The following is a 15691-nucleotide window of genomic DNA, read 5'->3' as shown; positions in this document are numbered from 1 at the left end:
CCCCACACTTCACCCACCCGCGCTAGGCGGGCGAAAGTCACGAAGGAGTTACTACGTAGACTGGCAACCTACGCCCCACCCCCTACAAGGTCAAGATGACTGGAGCGCAATGACGCCTAACTGCCGACCCGAATCTCCGCCGCGATGGCTGAAGAAGCGGTCGGCGTGGCATCGGGTACACGCGGAACTGGGGAAAATCTGGTTGACCCCACGCCGCCTGGCGTGATCGTGCAGCACCTCGCGGACATCCAGCAGCCCCTTTCCGGCCGCCGGAACTCCGTACACCGCGCCCAAGACCTCGGGCCCCACTTCATAGCACGCGCCGCAAATCGATGGGCCCAGGTGCACCACGCATTCATCAGCCGGATACCCCATCGCGGCGAGTGCGTCGAAACCGACATCGAGAATCCGGGCGGCGGTGCCTCGCCATCCGGCGTGCAACGCGGCGACCGCGCCGCCGGGGTGCGCCACGAACACGGGGGTGCAGTCGGCGATCGTGACAGCCAACGCCGTGCCGGGTGTGTTGGTGACGTGCCCATCGACGCCGCGGAGTCGCAGCCAGCCTCGCCACCCGCCCTGATGCCGTTCAACGACGGCCCCGTGAACTTGATGGGCCGTCGCCAGCCGATCGATGCGGAGCGACGCGAGTCCGTCTTGCAGTCGCGCCCAGCGCTCTATGACCTCACCAACCGGGTCCGCGGATCCCAACCCGTAGGAGCCGTCGGCGCGCGTCGTCGTCCAGGCCAGTACGCCGTCGGGCATGCCCATGACCGGCTCGGCCGACCCAAGCGGCATCAGACTCATCGCTGCCCCCGACTCAGCGCGCGCTCAATTCGACGCGACGGATGTGGGCACCGAGCGCTCCGAGCCGGTCCTCGATCCGCTCGTAGCCGCGCTCGATCTGCTGGGCGTTGTTAATGACGCTGGTGCCGTCCGCGCAGAGGGCGGCCAGTAACATCGCCATTCCGGCGCGGATGTCGGGCGACTCCACCGTGCTGCCTCGCAGCTTGGTGGGCCCCGACACGATGGCGCGGTGCGGATCGCACAGCACGATGCGGGCGCCCATGCTCACCAACTTGTCGGTGAAATAGAGACGCGACTCGAACATCTTTTCGTGCATGAGGATCATGCCTTCGCATTGCGTCGCCGTGACGATGGCGATGGACATCACGTCGGCCGGAAACGCGGGCCACGGCTGATCCTCGAGCTTCGGCACATGTCCCCCGAGGTCGCTCTGGATCACGCGCGACTGCTCGGCGGGCACAATCAGATCGTCCCCCTCGATGATGCACGAGATCCCGAGACGCGCGAAGCCCATCAGCGTGCTGCGGAGATGTTCGACGCCCGCCCGCTCGATCCGAATTTCCGATTGGGTCACCGCCGCAAGGCCAATGAACGAGCCGACTTCGATGTGGTCGGGACCGATCTCATGTGTCGCACCGCCGAGCGGCATGCCGCCTTCGATCGTGTACACATTCGACCCGATACCGTCGATGCGCGCGCCCAGTGCGACGAGAAAGCGCGCGAGGTCCTGCACGTGCGGTTCGCTGGCCGCATTGCGGAGAACCGTGCGCCCCGTCGCCGCGACGGCCGCCATCAGTGCGTTCTCGGTGGCCGTGACACTCGGTTCATCAAGAAATACGTCGGCGCCGGTCAGGGCCTTCGCGGTAAAGCGGAAGCGCTCTCCCAGCTCATACTCGGCCCCGAGGGCCTGCAGCACGTGAAAATGCGTGTCGAGCCGACGACGACCGATGACGTCGCCACCGGGAGGTGAGAGCGTGACCGTGCCGCAGCGCGCGAGCAGTGGCGCGGCGAGCAGAATTGAAGCACGGATCCGCGCGCACATCTGCGGATCGAGATCGGCGGCTTGCACCGATTTCGCATGCACGCGCAGGGAGTTCGGGCCGTTCCATTCGCATTCCGCCCCCGTGGTGCGCACGAGTTCGACAAGCGTCTCGATGTCCCGGATCCGAGGCACGTTGTGCAGCTGCACCGGCTGATCGGTCAGGAGCGTGGCAGCGACGATCGGCAGCGCGGCATTCTTATTGCCTGCTGGACGGATAGAGCCACTGAGACGCTGACCCCCTTCGACAATGAACTGGACGGCGGACATGCACTCGGGGTTGGACGCGGCGATTGGGCGGAGCACTCGGTCAATCGGAAGGATAGCAGCCGCGAAAGCGTCACGCACGTCCCCCCTTCCCGACCCTGCCGGAAACCCTTAGATCATCATCATGACCTTTGTCAGTGCGTTGTCTGCGCGGCTTCTGCAGGCCGCAACGCTTCCGGACACCATCATCGCCCGTACGATCTCCGAGCGCGGCCTGTTCGAGTGGACGAGTGGCGTGCTCCAGATCGTCGTGCTGTGTCTCGGCATCGGCGTGCTCATTGCGACGATCCTGTTGATCCTCTCCACGCGCGCCGCGGTACACAAGTTCAACGAGACGGTGGATCGACTCACGAGGGACACGAAGCCATTGCTGGCGAGCGCGAGCGCCATGGTCGGTGACGCACGAGAGGTGGTGGCCATGCTGCGCACCGACGTGGAACGCGTCACCGGTGCGGCCGAAGCCTTGAGTGAACAGCTACTGGACGCAGCGGACCGGACGGCACGGCGTGTGGACGACGTGAATGCGGTGCTGGACGTGCTGCAAGACGAGTTGGAGGATACCGCGCTCTCGGCCGTCTCGGCGGTGCGCGGTGTACGCGTTGGTGCTGGCGAATTGACGAACGGGTTGAGCCACCCACGGCCGCGTCGTACTCCTGCCCCCGTGGATGCCGACGACGACGACGACTGAGCGCGCTGTGCGCTTCTGCCACCGCGCCTGGATTGCGGGGGGACTCGCCTTGTTGGTCGCGCTGGTGCTCTTCCCGACGGATGCCTGGGCGTGGACGCCGGGAACCCACGTGTTTCTGGGCGACGCGCTCCTTCGGAATCTGTCTCTCGTGCCATCGACCATCGCCGAGCTGCTCGCGGCCTATCCGACCGATTTCCTGTACGGGTCGATTGCCGCCGATACCAGCATTGCGAAGAAGTACGCCGAAGTGGGACGCCATTGTCACTCGTGGCGTGTCGGACTCGAGATTCACGACGATGCGGCGCCGCCATCGCTGCGCGCGTTTGGTCTCGGGTATCTCGCGCACCTGGCCGCCGACGTCGTGGCGCACAACTTCTTCGTGCCGCGCCAGCTGGCCGTGACATCGAGCACCACCGCGCTCGGTCACAGCTACTGGGAGAGCCGGATCGATACGCATCTTGGCGATCCATGGCCACGTCGCGCGCGCGAGCTCTTGTCGGTCGACCACTCGCCGGCCGATCAGCACCTCGATCGCATTTTGAGCCCGACGCTCTTCGGCACGCCGACCAACCGCCGCATCTTCCGCGGCATGGTGTATGTGACCGACACGGACTCGTGGCAGCGCATTTTCCAGCTCGTGTCGGAGAAGAGTCGCTGGGACCTGAGCGATGCCGAAGTCGGGCGCTACATGGCGCGCTCGTTCGACTACATCGTCGATCTGTTCAATCGCTGGGACACCAGCGATGCCTTTCGTTTCGATCCGTCCGGCGACGGGCCACTACGAGACGCGAAAAAGGTCCGACGTCAGGCCAAGCGCGAAGGCGGCGATGTCCGCGCCGCACTCGAAGCGGATCGCATGTTCGGCATGCCGGTATCCGAGCTCCGGCATGCCGCGTCGCTGCCAACGCCGCTGTTTACTCCGCGCGAGCGGCCAGCAACTGATTGACTTTCTTCGGATCGGCTGAGCCCTTCGACTTCTTCATGACCTGACCGACCAGCACGCCTTGCAGTTTGCGTTCGCCAGCCATGAAGCGCGCGGCCTCGGTGGGTGATTCGGCAAAGACTTCGTCAATCCACGCAACGAGTGCCGCGTCGTCCGAGACTTTCAACAGGCCATCGCGCGTGGCGATCGCCAGCGGCTCGACCGGTTCACGTTCCATCAGCGTGAAGATCTGTCGGGCGGCCGTGTTGGACAGCTCGCCCTGCGCTTCGAGTTTGATGAGCGCACCAAGCCGGGCCGGATCGACGGCATGGTCGAGCAGTGACCCACCGGACGCGTTCACCGCCGCCAGCACCGGTCCCAGCATCCAGTTCGCCGCGCGGCGCGGGTCACCCGCCGCCGAGGCGACCGCTTCGAAGCGATCCGCCAGGGTTCGGTTCACAATGAGCTGATCGACGTCGGCCGCGCCGAGACCGTACTGCGTTACAAAGCGCTCGCGCTTGGCGGCCGGCAACTCCGGAAGCGCCTCACGCTGACGCTGCACGAACTCGTCGACCAGCACGAGCGGCGGAAGATCCGGCTCCGGGAAGTAGCGGTAGTCGTGGCTGCCTTCCTTGCTGCGCGCGGAGCGCACCTGATTGCGCTTCTCGTCGTACAGCAACGTCTGCTGCTCGACGCGACCACCACTCTCGAGAATGGCACACTGCCGCGCAAACTCCACTTCGACGGCGTGCTCAGCGGACGAGAACGAATTGAGGTTCTTGACTTCGGTCTTGGTGCCGAGTGTCTCCACGCCGCGCGGGCGTATGGAGATGTTCACGTCCACGCGGAGCGAGCCTTCCTCCATGTTGGCGTCGGAGACTTCGGTGTACTCGAGGATCTGCTTGAGGCGGCGGAGATAACTCACCGCATCGGCCGCCGAGTGAATCTCCGGCTCCGACACGATTTCGATCAGCGGCGTGCCGGCGCGATTCAGGTCGATCGCGGTCGCGTCGCGGAAGCGATCGTGCACCGACTTTCCCGCATCCTCTTCCATGTGCACGCGATGCACGCGGATCGCGCGAGGAGGCGTGGCGGTGTCATCGACAACGATGGTACCACCGGTCGCGATGGGCTGATCGAACTGCGAGATCTGATAGCCCTTCGGCAAGTCGGGATAGAAGTAATTCTTGCGCGCGAATACCGAGGTGTTGTGCACGGTGGAGCCGAGCGCGAGTGAGGCGCGTGTGGCGAGTTCGACGGCGTGCGCATTCAGCACCGGCAACGCTCCCGGTAGGCCGAGGCACACCGGACAGGTATTGGTGTTGGGTGCCTCGCCGAACGACGTTGCACAGCCGCAAAAGATCTTGCTCCGTGTCTTGAGCTGGCAGTGTACTTCGAGTCCGATCACGAGCTCCCAGTCGATGGGCGTGCCGGTGCTTGGCGATGCAGTGCTCATGCGCCACCCCCCTGAGCCATTGTATGCTCGAGCGCGGCCGCCGCCTTGAACATGGTGGCCTCATCGAAACGCGCCGCCATGAACTGGCCACCAACGGGGAGGCCATCGACGAGGCCGATGGGCTGCGACATCGCCGGGATGCCGGCGAGGTTGGCCGTCACGGTGTAGATGTCGCTGAGATACATATCGTATGGATCGGACACCTCACCGATGCGAAATGCCGGGGTTGGCGCGGTGGGTGTGAAGAGCACGTGCACCCCCTCGGCGAAGACGCGTTCGAAATCCTGCGTGATGAGCGTGCGTACCGTCTGCGCGCGGCGATAGTAGGCGTCGTAGTAGCCCGCACTGAGCACGTACGTGCCAAGCAGAATCCGACGCGTTACTTCGGCGCCGAAACCGCCGGACCGCGTGCGCTCGTACATCTCGCGTAGACCGTCGGCCGCGGCACGCTTTCCGTAGCGAACGCCGTCGTAGCGCGCGAGGTTGCTGGACGCTTCGGCCGGCGCGAGCACGTAGTACACGGGAATCGCGAGCGACGTGTGGGGCAACGACACATCACGCACCTCGGCGCCGAGCGACCGCAAGCGATCGAATGACGCGTCGCACTGCGCGCGAATACGGGGATCGAGTGCCTCGGTGAAGTACTCGACCGGACGACCCACCACGAGACCCGCCAGCGGTTGGGCGCTGTCGGCAACAACGGCTGACTGCCGTAACGCGGGCACCGGACGCGCCGAACAGGTGGCATCGGAGGGATCGTGTCCGGCAATGATCTCCACCCCGAGTGCCGCGTCGAACACGTTCCGGGCGAACACGCCCACGTGATCGAGTGACGACGCGTAGGCGACGAGTCCGAAACGACTGACGCGACCGTACGTGGGCTTCACGCCGACGATGCCGCAAAACGCCGCCGGTTGGCGTACGGAGCCACCGGTTTCGGAGCCGAGCGCGAGGCGGACGACGCCCGCCGCGACCGCCGCGGCCGAACCACCGGAGGAACCGCCGGGCACGCGCGAGCGATCGACTGGGTTCTTCGTGGGGCCGTACGCGCTATTCTCGGTGGAGGATCCCATGGCGAATTCGTCCATGTTCGTCTTGCCGATCACGATGGCACCGGCGTCTCGCAGCTTCCTGACTGCGGTTGCTTCGAACGGACTGACGTACCCCTCGAGAATGCGCGAGCCGCAGGTGGTCGGCAGCGTGAGCGTCGCGAGATTGTCCTTGATCGCGACGGGGACGCCGGCGAGGTCGCTATTCCCTGCGTGCGTCGCGACCGACGTGGCAGCAGCCAACGATCCTTCGCGGTCCACTGAGAGGAACGCGTTCAGTCCGGTCGGTCCGGCATCAACGGCATCGTATTGCGCCCAAGCCGCTTCGACCGAGTGCGCCTTCAGCGACTCCACGTTCATGCGTCGTCCTCGGCGGAGGAACCGACGTCACCATGCGTCGCCAGACGCGGCACCAGAAAGAAGCCCTCACGCGTCGCTGGCGCGAACGCCTCCCGCGTGCGTTGGAGCGCGACCGGCGGCGCGCCGTCGTCACGCAGCGGCATCCCCGCCACGTCGCGTTCAGCGAGTTCCTGGGGGATGGTGGCCTGCTGCAGGGCATCCATGTGCTGCAGAATGCCATTCAGTTCCGCGACGAGCCCGGGGAGCCGCGCGTCGTCGATTGCCAAGCGCGCGAGTTGCGCGACATGAAGCACATCTTCGTTGGAGACCGACAACTACTCCCACCCGCGTTCGAGTTTGGCCTGCGCCAGCACCAGAGTCTTCCGGCCGATCTCTTCGTCTTCGAAATCAATACGCACCTTCAGGTCACGCCCGCTGCCGGTGAGTTCTGCGATCGTGCCCGATCCGAACTTCGCGTGACGCACCTTCTCACCGACGGCGAACATCGGCGCATCTTGCGACTCGTCTTCCGGCTCGGTGGGGCGGTCGCGTCGCGCCGGCGTCGAGAATGCACCAGCACTCTTTCCGAAGGCTGTGCTGCCCGCACCGTACGACGCGCTGCCGTACTGACCACCTGAGCGCTTGGCACCGCCTCCGCCGCCGGCGCTGTAGCTGCTGCGTCCCCACGAATCGTCGCTGTCGCGTGAGGACTGCGTGCCGCCGATGGACGCGAAGCCACCGCGTCCTTCGGTCTTGGCGCGCGCCGTCTTCTGACGTTCCGCCAGCGAGATCGTGACCTGCTTGAGGAAGCGTGACGGCATCGAGAACATCATCTCGCCATTGCGTCGACGCTGCTCGGCACAGGTGAGGTACAGCTTGGTTTCGGCACGCGTGATGCCCACGTAAAACAGTCGGCGTTCCTCTTCGAGCTGACTCGGATCCTCGGCGGCACGTGCCAGCGGGAACAACCCATCCTCCAGACCCGAGACGAACACGAGCGGGAACTCGAGTCCCTTCGCGTTGTGCATCGTCATGCAAGTGACGGCATCGGCGTTCGGGTCGAGTTTGTCGATCCCGGCTACCAACGTCGACGACTGCAGGAAGTGATCGAGCGGCGTGAGTCCCACTTCACCGCCCTCATCGGCCACGACTTCAGCGGCACCGGCGATCAGTTCGCGCACGTTCTCGATGCGCTCCTGACCTTCGGGACCTTCGGCGCGCAGGTGGTCGGCGTACTTGATCGAGGCGGCAAGATCGCGGAGCAGCTCGTCGACCGCGGAATCGACGGCCGCGTTCCGCAGGCGCTGCACGAGTGACACGAAATCGGCCAGCGCCGTCCGCGCAGCGGGCCGCAGCTCCGCCACGACATCGATGCGCGAGGCGATGGTGAGCAAGGGGACGCCATCCCGCTGCGCGCGCTCGACCAGCAGCGTGATCGTGGCATCGCCCAAGCCGCGCTTGGGCACGTTCACGGCGCGGCGGAATGCCTCGTCATCGGCTGGATTCGCGACGAGCTTGAGGTACGCCATGATGTCGCGAATTTCGCGACGATCGTAGAAGCGGACGGCGCCGACGAGCCGGTACGGGATGTTGCGACGACGGAACGCGTCTTCGATCGCGCGGCTCTGCGCGTTGGTGCGATAGAGCACCGCGCAATCGCGCCGCGAAAGATCGGAGCGCGACATGCGTGCGGTGATGGTATCGGCAATGAAGTCGGCTTCGTCGCGCTCGTCGAGCGTTTCCACGAGCGTGACCGTCTCGCCAGCCGGCCGTGTGGCGCGCAGCGTCTTGCCGCGCCGTTCCGTGTTCTCGGCAATAACGGCATTGGCGAGCGCGAGAATGTTCGGCGTGGAGCGGTAGTTTTCCTCGAGGCGCACGATGCGCGCGCCGGGAAAGGCGCGCTCGAAGTCGAGGATGTTCCGGATGTCGGCGCCGCGCCATCCGTAGATCGACTGGTCATCATCGCCGACCACCATCACGTTGCGATATCCGCCGCCCATGAGCTGGACGAATCGGAACTGTGCCGCGTTCGTGTCCTGATACTCGTCGACGAGCACGTACTTGAAGCGCCGCTGATAGTGCGCCCGCAACGCTTCATCCTGCTCGAGCGCACGAACGGGTAGCACCAGCAAGTCGTCGAAGGTGACGGCATTGGCCTGCTGCAGGGCGTGTTCGAGATCGGTGTACACGCCGGCGACGGCCGTCGTGAAGGTGTCACGGGCCGTACGCGCGTATTCGCTCGGAGATACGAGCGCGTTCTTGGCACTCGAGATCGCGCTCAGAATGGCCTTGGGGGCGAACTGCGTGGGGCTGAGCTTGCGACGTTCCATGACGCGCTTGACGGCACCGATGGTGTCGTCTTCGTCGTAGATCGTGAAGTTCTGCTCGCGTCCCACGATCGGGGCCACGCCGCGCAGCATGCGCGCGCCGAGGGCGTGGAAGGTGCCGCACCACATGCCTTTCGGTTCGTGCCCGAGAAACTTGGCGATACGGGCGCGCATCTCGCCGGCGGCCTTGTTCGTGAACGTGACGGAGAGGATTTCGTGGGGCGCCACGCCGCGATCGCCGATGAGTCGGGCGATGCGCGTGGTGAGCACGCGGGTCTTGCCGGAGCCGGCCCCGGCAAGCACCAGCGCCGGACCATCGTCATGAAACACGGCTTCGCGCTGGCCGGGATTAAGGCTTCGCGTCAGCGCTTCGAGATCGAGCGCAGGTGCCGAGGGCACCGCGTCAAAGAGGGAACCGGACCAACCCGTCGTCGTCATGCGTGCAAGATAACGTCGAACGCCGCTCCGCGGTCGGTGTCAGCGAGCATCAGCTTGCCTTCGTGATTCTCCTGCACGATGCGACGCGCGAGCGACAAGCCGATACCCCAGCCGCGATCCTTCGTGGTGAAGCCGGCGTCGAAAATGCGCTTGCGCAATTTGCGGGGAATGCCGGGGCCGTTGTCCTGCACGCGAATGCGCACGCCCCCCTCCGGGAGCGGAATGGCCGACACGACGACTTCTCCATCACGACCAGCGAGGGCGTCCATCGCGTTCTTGATCAGTACTTCCAACACCCACTCCAGGAGCACCTTGTCGCCGCGCGTCATGAGCGGCCCCTCGGGGTGCTCGCTCCGAATGCGCACGGTGCGCGCCAGCGTGGGCGCGCGCGCTGCGAAGTACGAGGCCAGCCGATCGACCAGCTCAGCGCAATCCACCTGCTCGTCGCGCGGCGGACGACCGATTCGCTCGAAACGATGTGACACCCGTTCAAGGCGTTGCAGATCCTGCTCCATTGCATCGACGGCGCGGGTGGCGGTCGCGGTGGTGACCATGTCCCGCAGCAGTTCGAGCCAGCCGGCCATCGCCGAGAGCGGCGTGCCAAGTTGGTGGGCGGCCTCACGCGCCATACCGGCCCATACTTTCTCGCGATCGGCGCGTCCGCGTTCAATCAACGCATAGACACCGAATGCGACGAGCAGTCCAATGCCGAAGGCCTGGAGGATAGGAATAACCTGCAGTCCGCGCACCATCGGGCTGTCACCGTAGTGCACACCAGTCGAGCCGGGCTGCAGAATGGGCGCGTTTCGGCGGTCGAGCTCGCGCATGAAGGCCTTCGTGCGTTCGCCGTCGAGCGGTTCGTCGAAGGGCAGATTCGCGACCCCCGACACGCGGCCGTCGGTATCAGTGAGCACGAGAGGCAATCCCGATTCACGAATCTGCTGCAACAGCTCCACGAGGGTGATCGTGGGATCCTGCGTGGCGCTCGTGTCCTGCAGCGCCCGGAAGATGCGGGAGTACATCTGCCCCTGCCCCGCCGCAGCGACGCGCAGCTGACGCACGACGTGCTGCGTGTACACGACGTACCACGTGAGCAGCCCCAGCACGCCGAGCACCATGACGACTACGGGCCAGCGGCGACGGCGCATCGGTGGCGACGCTTAGCGCAGTTCGGCGCGACCGAGGTACGGCTGCAGCGCCTCGGGAATCCGGACGGAGCCATCGGGCTGCTGATGGTGCTCGAGAATGCTCGCGATGACGCGCGAAAACGCGAGCGCCGACCCGTTCAGCGTGTGCACCAGTTTCGGCTTTTCTCCCGGCGCGGGACGAAAGCGAATGTTGGCGCGGCGCGCCTGGAAATCGGTGAAGAGGCTGCAGCTGGAGACTTCGAGCCACTTACCGACGCCAGGGGCGAACACTTCGAGGTCGTAGGTCTTCGCGCTGGAGAAGCCCGTATCTCCGGCCGCCAGCAGCAACACACGATACGGCAGTTCGAGCCGCTGGAGGATCGTTTCGGCCTGGCTGGTGAGCAACTCCAGCTCATCGAGCGAGGTCTCGGGATTAGCGTAGCGCACCAGCTCGACCTTGTCGAATTCGTGCACGCGCAGCAGGCCTCGCGTGTCCTTGCCGGCGGCTCCGGCTTCACGACGGAAGCAGGCGCTGAAGGCGCAGAAGCGCTTCGGCAATTCGCTCGCGTCGAGAATCTCGTCGCGATAGAGATTGGTGACCGGGACTTCGGCCGTGGGAATGAGGAACAGCTCGTCTTCGGTGACCGCGTAGGCGTCTTCCTCGAACTTGGGGAAGTTGCCCGTGCCGGTCATCGAGGCCCGATTCACGACGAGCGGCACCCACGTCTCTTCGTAGCCGTGCTCCTCGGTGTGGATGTCGAGCATCATGTTCATCAAGGCGCGCACAAGGCGCGCGCCGCGACCGCGATACACGATGAAGCCCGAGCCGCTGATCTTCGCCCCACGGGCGAGGTCGATCATACCGAACGCTTCGCCCTTCTCCCAGTGCGGCACGATGGACGCATCGGGTGTGCGCGGCGTGCCCCAGCTGCGCACGACCGTGTTCGCGGTTTCGTCGCCTTCGGGGACGTCAGGCAAGGTGATATTCGGCAGTTCGTAGAGCATGATCGAGACGGCGGCCTCGGTTTCCGCTCGACGCTGCTCGAGCATCGCGATCTGCTCGCCGACGGCCCGCCCTTCGGCCATGAGCTCGGTCGCGTCTTCGCCCGCCTTGCGGCGCTGTCCGACCTCCGCCGTCACCTTGTTCCGACGCGCCTGCTGGGCCTCGAGTTCCGTGATGGCGGTACGACGCTCCCGTTCGAGCGACTCCGCACGGTCGAGCATGGGGCCGAGTTCAGCGAGCTTGCCGCGACGGCGCATACCGTCGCGCAGGTGCTCGAGCTGGTCGCGCAACAACCGAATGTCATGCATGCGAAAATCAGTTCTTCGGGATACCAACCGTCAGCGCGCGGAAACCACAATTGCGGTTTACCAGCGAGCCGACCACGATGCGCCGTTGGGCGGCGATGATGCTATCGACCACGAGCTTCGCGTAATACGGCTCGCCGTAGATGCAACCGGAGCCGGGAAGCTGCAGCACGACGGTTTCGCCGATGCCGACGATGAGCGTGGAATCGACCGTGTAGCCGCGATCCGGGGCGCGTTCGAGGGCGCTGTACGCGCTGGTCGACTTGAGCATGCCGACGCTCGAGACACCGGCCGGCGGCAGCGGTACGACAGCGCGGACCGGCAGCAGCTTGACCTTGTTGTCGCTCGTGAGGTCGAAGGCCACGTCGAAATTCACGCCGCCGTTCGACAGCAACTGCGGGCGGGCCAACAGTTCCGTCGTGAAGTTGTACGCGGCCGGCAGCGCCGAGGACGTGCCCGTAAGCGCGTAGACGCTGTAGTTGCGCGCGGTGTTCTCGGACGACGCTGCATTGAGCAGGTTGTTGGAGTCGCCGCAGGCGGCGAGGGCAACGGCCGTGACGATCAGGGCCGGAAACGACATGGCGCGCCGAGCGACTCGAGGCGCGCCGAGGAAACGAGCGAGCAGGGTAACTCCCATGGTCGGAAGCGATAGCGGTACGGGTGTGGAGGTTACCGCTCAACTCGTGTCCGGGCAAGCGCTTGGTGCCGCATTGCTGCCGCCTTGCCACCGCAATCACGTGAGCATCCTCGCTTGACTTCACCCCGCTTCGCGACCAGCGTTCCGCCATGCCCACCATTCGCGATCTCGTCAGTGCATTGCGCCGCCGCGACGGTGTGGATGCCGCCATCGTCCTGGGGCGCGACGGTCTCCTGATCGACGGCGCCACCGATGCCGCGCTAGACCCGGACGGATTGGCCGCTTTCGTGCCCCCGATGGCGCTCGCCGCCGCCGAAATGGGCGTCGCAGCCGGTCGCGGCGACTTCGGCCTCATGGTGCTCGAATACAGCACCGGCACCGTTGTCGTAACCTCGGTATCCCCCGAGGCGTTCATGCTCGTGCTCCTACGTCCGGATGCCAATCTGGCGGCGCTCTTGTACGATCTCCGTCGCTTTCGGGCGCAGATCGCCTCGCTCGTCTGAGCGCGCGCGCCTCGGTCCCGATGCCCGTTGATCCGGCCGCCGGGGTGACCGTGCTCGTCGTTGATGACGAGCCACACATCGGTCGCATCATCCGGACGCGCCTCGAACAGGCCGGTTTTACGGTGCATCTGGCGGAGCACGGCGCGGAGGCACTCTCCGCCCTCGAGTCGACCCCGGCGGTCGCTCTGGTGGTGCTGGACCTCATGCTACCGGGTATGTCGGGTACCGAGATCCTCCGTGTGCTGCGTGGCGATATCCGGTGGCGTCCCCTGCCCTGCATCGTCCTCACGGCAGCAGGACAGGATGCGCAATTGCGCGAAGTCGAATCCCTTGGCGTTTCCGAGATCATGACCAAGCCTTTCAGCCCGCGGCGCCTGCTGGAGCGCGTCCGCGCGTATACCGGAACCACTCTTCCCGAGCCGGCGTCGACGGAGCTGTCGTCGCCCCCGGTGGTATCATGAACCGTTGGAACGTCGTGCTCGCCGGAGGCGTCGGCTCCCGCTTCTGGCCGCTGTCCACGCCCGAGCGTCCGAAGCAGTTGCTGCCGCTGATCAGCGAAGCGCCGATGCTTCGTGACACGCTCGACCGGATGCGACCACTGGCGCCGCTGTCACAAACGCTCGTGCTCACCAACGCGTCGCTGCGCGATGCGGTCCTCGCGCTCGAGCCCGATTTGCCGCCCGAGAACGTGATCGCCGAGCCGCGGCCGGCCGGCACGTGTGCCGCGCTGGCCTGGGCGGCGCAGGTCATCGCGCAGCGCGCCGGTGGCGATGCGGTGATGATTTGCGTTCACGCCGATTGGGCGATTGGGGATGTCGAGGCCTACCGCGCGACGCTGGCGGAAGCGGCCCGCATCGCCCTTGAGGAGCGGGCCTTGGTGACCGTCGGGATCGTGCCGTCGCGCCCAGACCCGGGCTTCGGCTACATCCAGCCGGGCGCGCCGGTTCGTACGGGCGTGCAACGCGTAGAGCGGTTCGTCGAAAAGCCGGACCGCGAGCGCGCCGCGCAGATGGTGGCCGACGGCTTCCTTTGGAACTCGGGCATTTTCGCCTGGTGTGTGGGCGATCTGCTCGACGAGATTCGCGTTCACACGCCGGAGGTGCAGCCGGCGCTGACCGCCGCTGGCGACGATGTGGCGGCGTTCTTCGCGCAGGTCAAGTCGGTGGCGATCGACGTCGGCGTTCTCGAGCGTAGTGCTCGCGTACTGGTGCTGCCCGGGCAGTTCGGATGGGATGACGTGGGCACCTGGGCCGCCTTGCATCGCGTGCGCACGCGGGATGCGCAGGACAATGCCATGCTGGGCCCCACGTTCGCGCTGCAGGCCACGGGAAACGTGGTGCATGCCGACGGGACGCAGGTGGTGCTTTACGGCGTGGACGACCTCGTGGTAGTCGCGCGCGAGGGCCTGGTGATGGTCACCACGCGTGAAAAGGCGGCCGATCTCAAGACGCTGCTCGATGCGCTGCCGCCCGAGGTTCGCGGGTCGTGATCGCGTTGTACGACGATGCCGTGGCGCGGCGCTTCGAGCCGTTCGCTACCAGCCGCCCGCTTGGCGAGATGCGCGCGGGCGCACTGCTGATTCGCGAACGGTGGGAAATGGTGCTTGGTGTCGAGAGCCGTGGATTCGTCGCGGCACCGCATCTGCATGGATTCGCCGAGTTCGACGCGCCGGCCTTCGTGAACGGACAGGCGCTGGCGGCCGGCACGTGGTTGGTGAATACTCGCGCGCTTCCGTTTCTTGATGGACCGGCGATCGCAGTCTCACCGACGGCGTTGGTGGTCACGATCGGCGGTCGCATTGCCGCGCGGCGACTCGACGGCGACACGTTTGACGAGCGGATCCTTGCCTCGCTGGCCGATGGGTCGCACGAACTCGCGCACGACCGAGCGCTTCCCGACGGTACCGGTGACGAAGCCGAAGCGCTCGACCTCGACGGCGTGTGGCTGAACGACGTCTGGGACGTGATCGGCACCCTGCAGCCGCTGCTGCAGCGCGACATCCCCGTGCTCGGGTCGCGGCTGTCGGCCACCACGCTGCAGGCGTCCAGTGGCGCTTCCGTCACCGTCATTGGCGCCCACCCGGTACTCGTAGAAGCCGGGGCGACGGTCGAACCGATGTCGGTGTTCGACACGAGCGCAGGGCCGGTGCTGCTGCGGCGTGGTGCGCAGGTGCAGGCCTTCACGCGCGTGATCGGCCCGTGCTATGTAGGCCGGGACAGTGTGGTGACGGCTGATCGCATCGCCGGCTCTTCGATCGGAGACACCTGCCGCGTGCACGGCGAACTGTCGACGTCGATCTTCATCGGTCACGCCAACAAGGGGCATGACGGGTTCGTCGGACATTCCGTGCTCGGCCGATGGGTGAACCTTGGTGCCGGCACGATCACCAGCAATCTCATGAACACCTACGGCACGGTCGCGCTGTGGACCCCCGACGGCGTGCGCGACAGCGGCCTGCAATTTCTGGGGACGATGTTCGGCGATCATGTGAAGACGGGCATCGGTCTTCGCCTGACGACGGGCTGTGTGCTTGGCGCGGGCGCAAACGTGTTCGACACGATGCCGCCGAAAGCGGTGGCGCCGTTTTCCTGGGGCGCGCGCGCACCGTATGAGCCGTTCGATGCGACCAAGTTCGTGCAGACGGCCGAGCGTATGATGGCGCGGCGCGGTGTTTCGCTCAGCGAAGGCAGCCGCGTATGGTGGACCAGCGTGCATGCCCTGTGCGCCGCCGACAGCCGCTGGCCGCGCCGCTGATCGGCGTGATCCACGTGGCCACCGGTGCGGCGA

General features: G+C 65.9%; 15 protein-coding genes. 6 read left to right on the top strand and 9 right to left on the bottom strand.

Annotated elements, in window-relative coordinates; all coding sequences use genetic code 11:
- Positions 1 to 90 precede the first annotated feature (90 nt).
- Positions 91 to 804 (bottom strand): polyphenol oxidase family protein, encoded by a 714-nt coding sequence (locus RMP10_RS11025; protein WP_310570335.1) that lies wholly within the window; start codon positions 802 to 804, stop codon positions 91 to 93.
- Between the two features lie 13 nt (positions 805 to 817).
- Entirely contained in the window at positions 818 to 2113 is a 1296-nt protein-coding gene (gene murA, locus RMP10_RS11020; RefSeq protein WP_310570334.1) for a UDP-N-acetylglucosamine 1-carboxyvinyltransferase, read from the bottom strand.
- 121 nt (positions 2114 to 2234) lie between these two features.
- Here murA and RMP10_RS11015 point away from each other — a divergent pair, with 121 nt between their 5' ends.
- The gene (locus tag RMP10_RS11015; protein ID WP_310570333.1) at positions 2235 to 2798 is read left to right on the top strand and encodes a hypothetical protein; all 564 of its coding nucleotides are present in this window, start codon (positions 2235 to 2237) and stop codon (positions 2796 to 2798) included.
- Positions 2776 to 3744, top strand: a complete 969-nt coding sequence (locus RMP10_RS11010; RefSeq protein WP_310570332.1) for a zinc dependent phospholipase C family protein — start codon at positions 2776 to 2778, stop codon at positions 3742 to 3744. The genes RMP10_RS11015 and RMP10_RS11010 overlap by 23 nt, the downstream gene beginning before the upstream one ends.
- On the opposite strand, the gene gatB is transcribed toward RMP10_RS11010, so the two are convergent.
- Genes gatB through RMP10_RS10975 form a run of 7 tightly spaced genes read right to left on the bottom strand, consistent with a single transcriptional unit; the run spans position 3713 to position 12344 of the window.
- Positions 3713 to 5176 (bottom strand): Asp-tRNA(Asn)/Glu-tRNA(Gln) amidotransferase subunit GatB, encoded by a 1464-nt coding sequence (gatB, locus tag RMP10_RS11005; RefSeq protein WP_310570331.1) that lies wholly within the window; start codon positions 5174 to 5176, stop codon positions 3713 to 3715. The two genes, RMP10_RS11010 and gatB, sit on opposite strands and share 32 nt — an antisense overlap.
- Entirely contained in the window at positions 5173 to 6585 is a 1413-nt protein-coding gene (gatA, locus tag RMP10_RS11000) for an Asp-tRNA(Asn)/Glu-tRNA(Gln) amidotransferase subunit GatA (RefSeq protein WP_310570330.1), read from the bottom strand. The genes gatB and gatA overlap by 4 nt, the downstream gene beginning before the upstream one ends.
- The gene (locus RMP10_RS10995; RefSeq protein WP_310570329.1) at positions 6582 to 6899 is read right to left on the bottom strand and encodes an Asp-tRNA(Asn)/Glu-tRNA(Gln) amidotransferase subunit GatC; all 318 of its coding nucleotides are present in this window, start codon (positions 6897 to 6899) and stop codon (positions 6582 to 6584) included. Before RMP10_RS10995 ends, gatA begins: the two co-directional genes overlap by 4 nt.
- Positions 6900 to 9329 carry a UvrD-helicase domain-containing protein gene (locus RMP10_RS10990; RefSeq protein ID WP_309669958.1) on the bottom strand — a complete coding sequence of 810 codons (2430 nt, stop codon included), beginning with the start codon at positions 9327 to 9329 and terminating at the stop codon, positions 6900 to 6902.
- Entirely contained in the window at positions 9326 to 10477 is a 1152-nt protein-coding gene (locus RMP10_RS10985; RefSeq protein WP_310570328.1) for a HAMP domain-containing sensor histidine kinase, read from the bottom strand. Before RMP10_RS10985 ends, RMP10_RS10990 begins: the two co-directional genes overlap by 4 nt.
- A gap of 12 nt (positions 10478 to 10489) precedes the next feature.
- Positions 10490 to 11767, bottom strand: a complete 1278-nt coding sequence (gene serS, locus RMP10_RS10980) for a serine--tRNA ligase (RefSeq protein WP_310570327.1) — start codon at positions 11765 to 11767, stop codon at positions 10490 to 10492.
- Between the two features lie 7 nt (positions 11768 to 11774).
- Positions 11775 to 12344, bottom strand: a complete 570-nt coding sequence (locus tag RMP10_RS10975) for a hypothetical protein (RefSeq protein WP_310570326.1) — start codon at positions 12342 to 12344, stop codon at positions 11775 to 11777.
- A 206-nt stretch (positions 12345 to 12550) separates the two neighbouring features.
- Here RMP10_RS10975 and RMP10_RS10970 point away from each other — a divergent pair, with 206 nt between their 5' ends.
- The 4 genes from RMP10_RS10970 to RMP10_RS10955 are packed head-to-tail and all read left to right on the top strand — an operon-like array spanning position 12551 to position 15658.
- Positions 12551 to 12904 (top strand): roadblock/LC7 domain-containing protein, encoded by a 354-nt coding sequence (locus tag RMP10_RS10970; protein WP_310570325.1) that lies wholly within the window; start codon positions 12551 to 12553, stop codon positions 12902 to 12904.
- A gap of 20 nt (positions 12905 to 12924) precedes the next feature.
- Positions 12925 to 13365, top strand: coding sequence for a response regulator transcription factor (locus RMP10_RS10965; protein WP_310570324.1), 441 nt, complete (start codon positions 12925 to 12927; stop codon positions 13363 to 13365).
- Positions 13362 to 14393: a mannose-1-phosphate guanylyltransferase gene (locus RMP10_RS10960; protein ID WP_310570323.1), complete on the top strand. Its 1032-nt coding sequence runs from the start codon at positions 13362 to 13364 to the stop codon at positions 14391 to 14393. The genes RMP10_RS10965 and RMP10_RS10960 overlap by 4 nt, the downstream gene beginning before the upstream one ends.
- Positions 14390 to 15658 carry a putative sugar nucleotidyl transferase gene (locus RMP10_RS10955; RefSeq protein WP_310570322.1) on the top strand — a complete coding sequence of 423 codons (1269 nt, stop codon included), beginning with the start codon at positions 14390 to 14392 and terminating at the stop codon, positions 15656 to 15658. Before RMP10_RS10960 ends, RMP10_RS10955 begins: the two co-directional genes overlap by 4 nt.
- Positions 15659 to 15691: the final 33 nt, after the last annotated feature.

Source organism: Gemmatimonas sp. (assembly GCF_031426495.1).
In the GTDB taxonomy this organism is placed as follows: Bacteria; Gemmatimonadota; Gemmatimonadetes; order Gemmatimonadales; family Gemmatimonadaceae; genus Gemmatimonas.
The sequence above is the reverse complement of the archived record's forward strand: the minus strand, read 5'-3'. Positions and strand labels throughout refer to the sequence as shown.

Excerpts from the sequence above, each read along its gene's own strand:
- RMP10_RS11025 (WP_310570335.1), bottom strand. The coding sequence starts at position 804 with ATGAGTCTGATGCCGCTTGGGTCGGCCGAGCCGGTCATGGGCATGCCC.
- murA (WP_310570334.1), bottom strand. The coding sequence starts at position 2,113 with ATGTCCGCCGTCCAGTTCATTGTCGAAGGGGGTCAGCGTCTCAGTGGC.
- RMP10_RS11015 (WP_310570333.1), top strand. The coding sequence starts at position 2,235 with ATGACCTTTGTCAGTGCGTTGTCTGCGCGGCTTCTGCAGGCCGCAACG.
- RMP10_RS11010 (WP_310570332.1), top strand. The coding sequence starts at position 2,776 with ATGCCGACGACGACGACGACTGAGCGCGCTGTGCGCTTCTGCCACCGC.
- gatB (WP_310570331.1), bottom strand. The coding sequence starts at position 5,176 with ATGAGCACTGCATCGCCAAGCACCGGCACGCCCATCGACTGGGAGCTC.
- gatA (WP_310570330.1), bottom strand. The coding sequence starts at position 6,585 with ATGAACGTGGAGTCGCTGAAGGCGCACTCGGTCGAAGCGGCTTGGGCG.
- RMP10_RS10990 (WP_309669958.1), bottom strand. The coding sequence starts at position 9,329 with ATGACGACGACGGGTTGGTCCGGTTCCCTCTTTGACGCGGTGCCCTCG.
- RMP10_RS10985 (WP_310570328.1), bottom strand. The coding sequence starts at position 10,477 with ATGCGCCGTCGCCGCTGGCCCGTAGTCGTCATGGTGCTCGGCGTGCTG.
- serS (WP_310570327.1), bottom strand. The coding sequence starts at position 11,767 with ATGCATGACATTCGGTTGTTGCGCGACCAGCTCGAGCACCTGCGCGAC.
- RMP10_RS10975 (WP_310570326.1), bottom strand. The coding sequence starts at position 12,344 with ATGTCGTTTCCGGCCCTGATCGTCACGGCCGTTGCCCTCGCCGCCTGC.
- RMP10_RS10970 (WP_310570325.1), top strand. The coding sequence starts at position 12,551 with ATGCCCACCATTCGCGATCTCGTCAGTGCATTGCGCCGCCGCGACGGT.
- RMP10_RS10965 (WP_310570324.1), top strand. The coding sequence starts at position 12,925 with ATGCCCGTTGATCCGGCCGCCGGGGTGACCGTGCTCGTCGTTGATGAC.
- RMP10_RS10960 (WP_310570323.1), top strand. The coding sequence starts at position 13,362 with ATGAACCGTTGGAACGTCGTGCTCGCCGGAGGCGTCGGCTCCCGCTTC.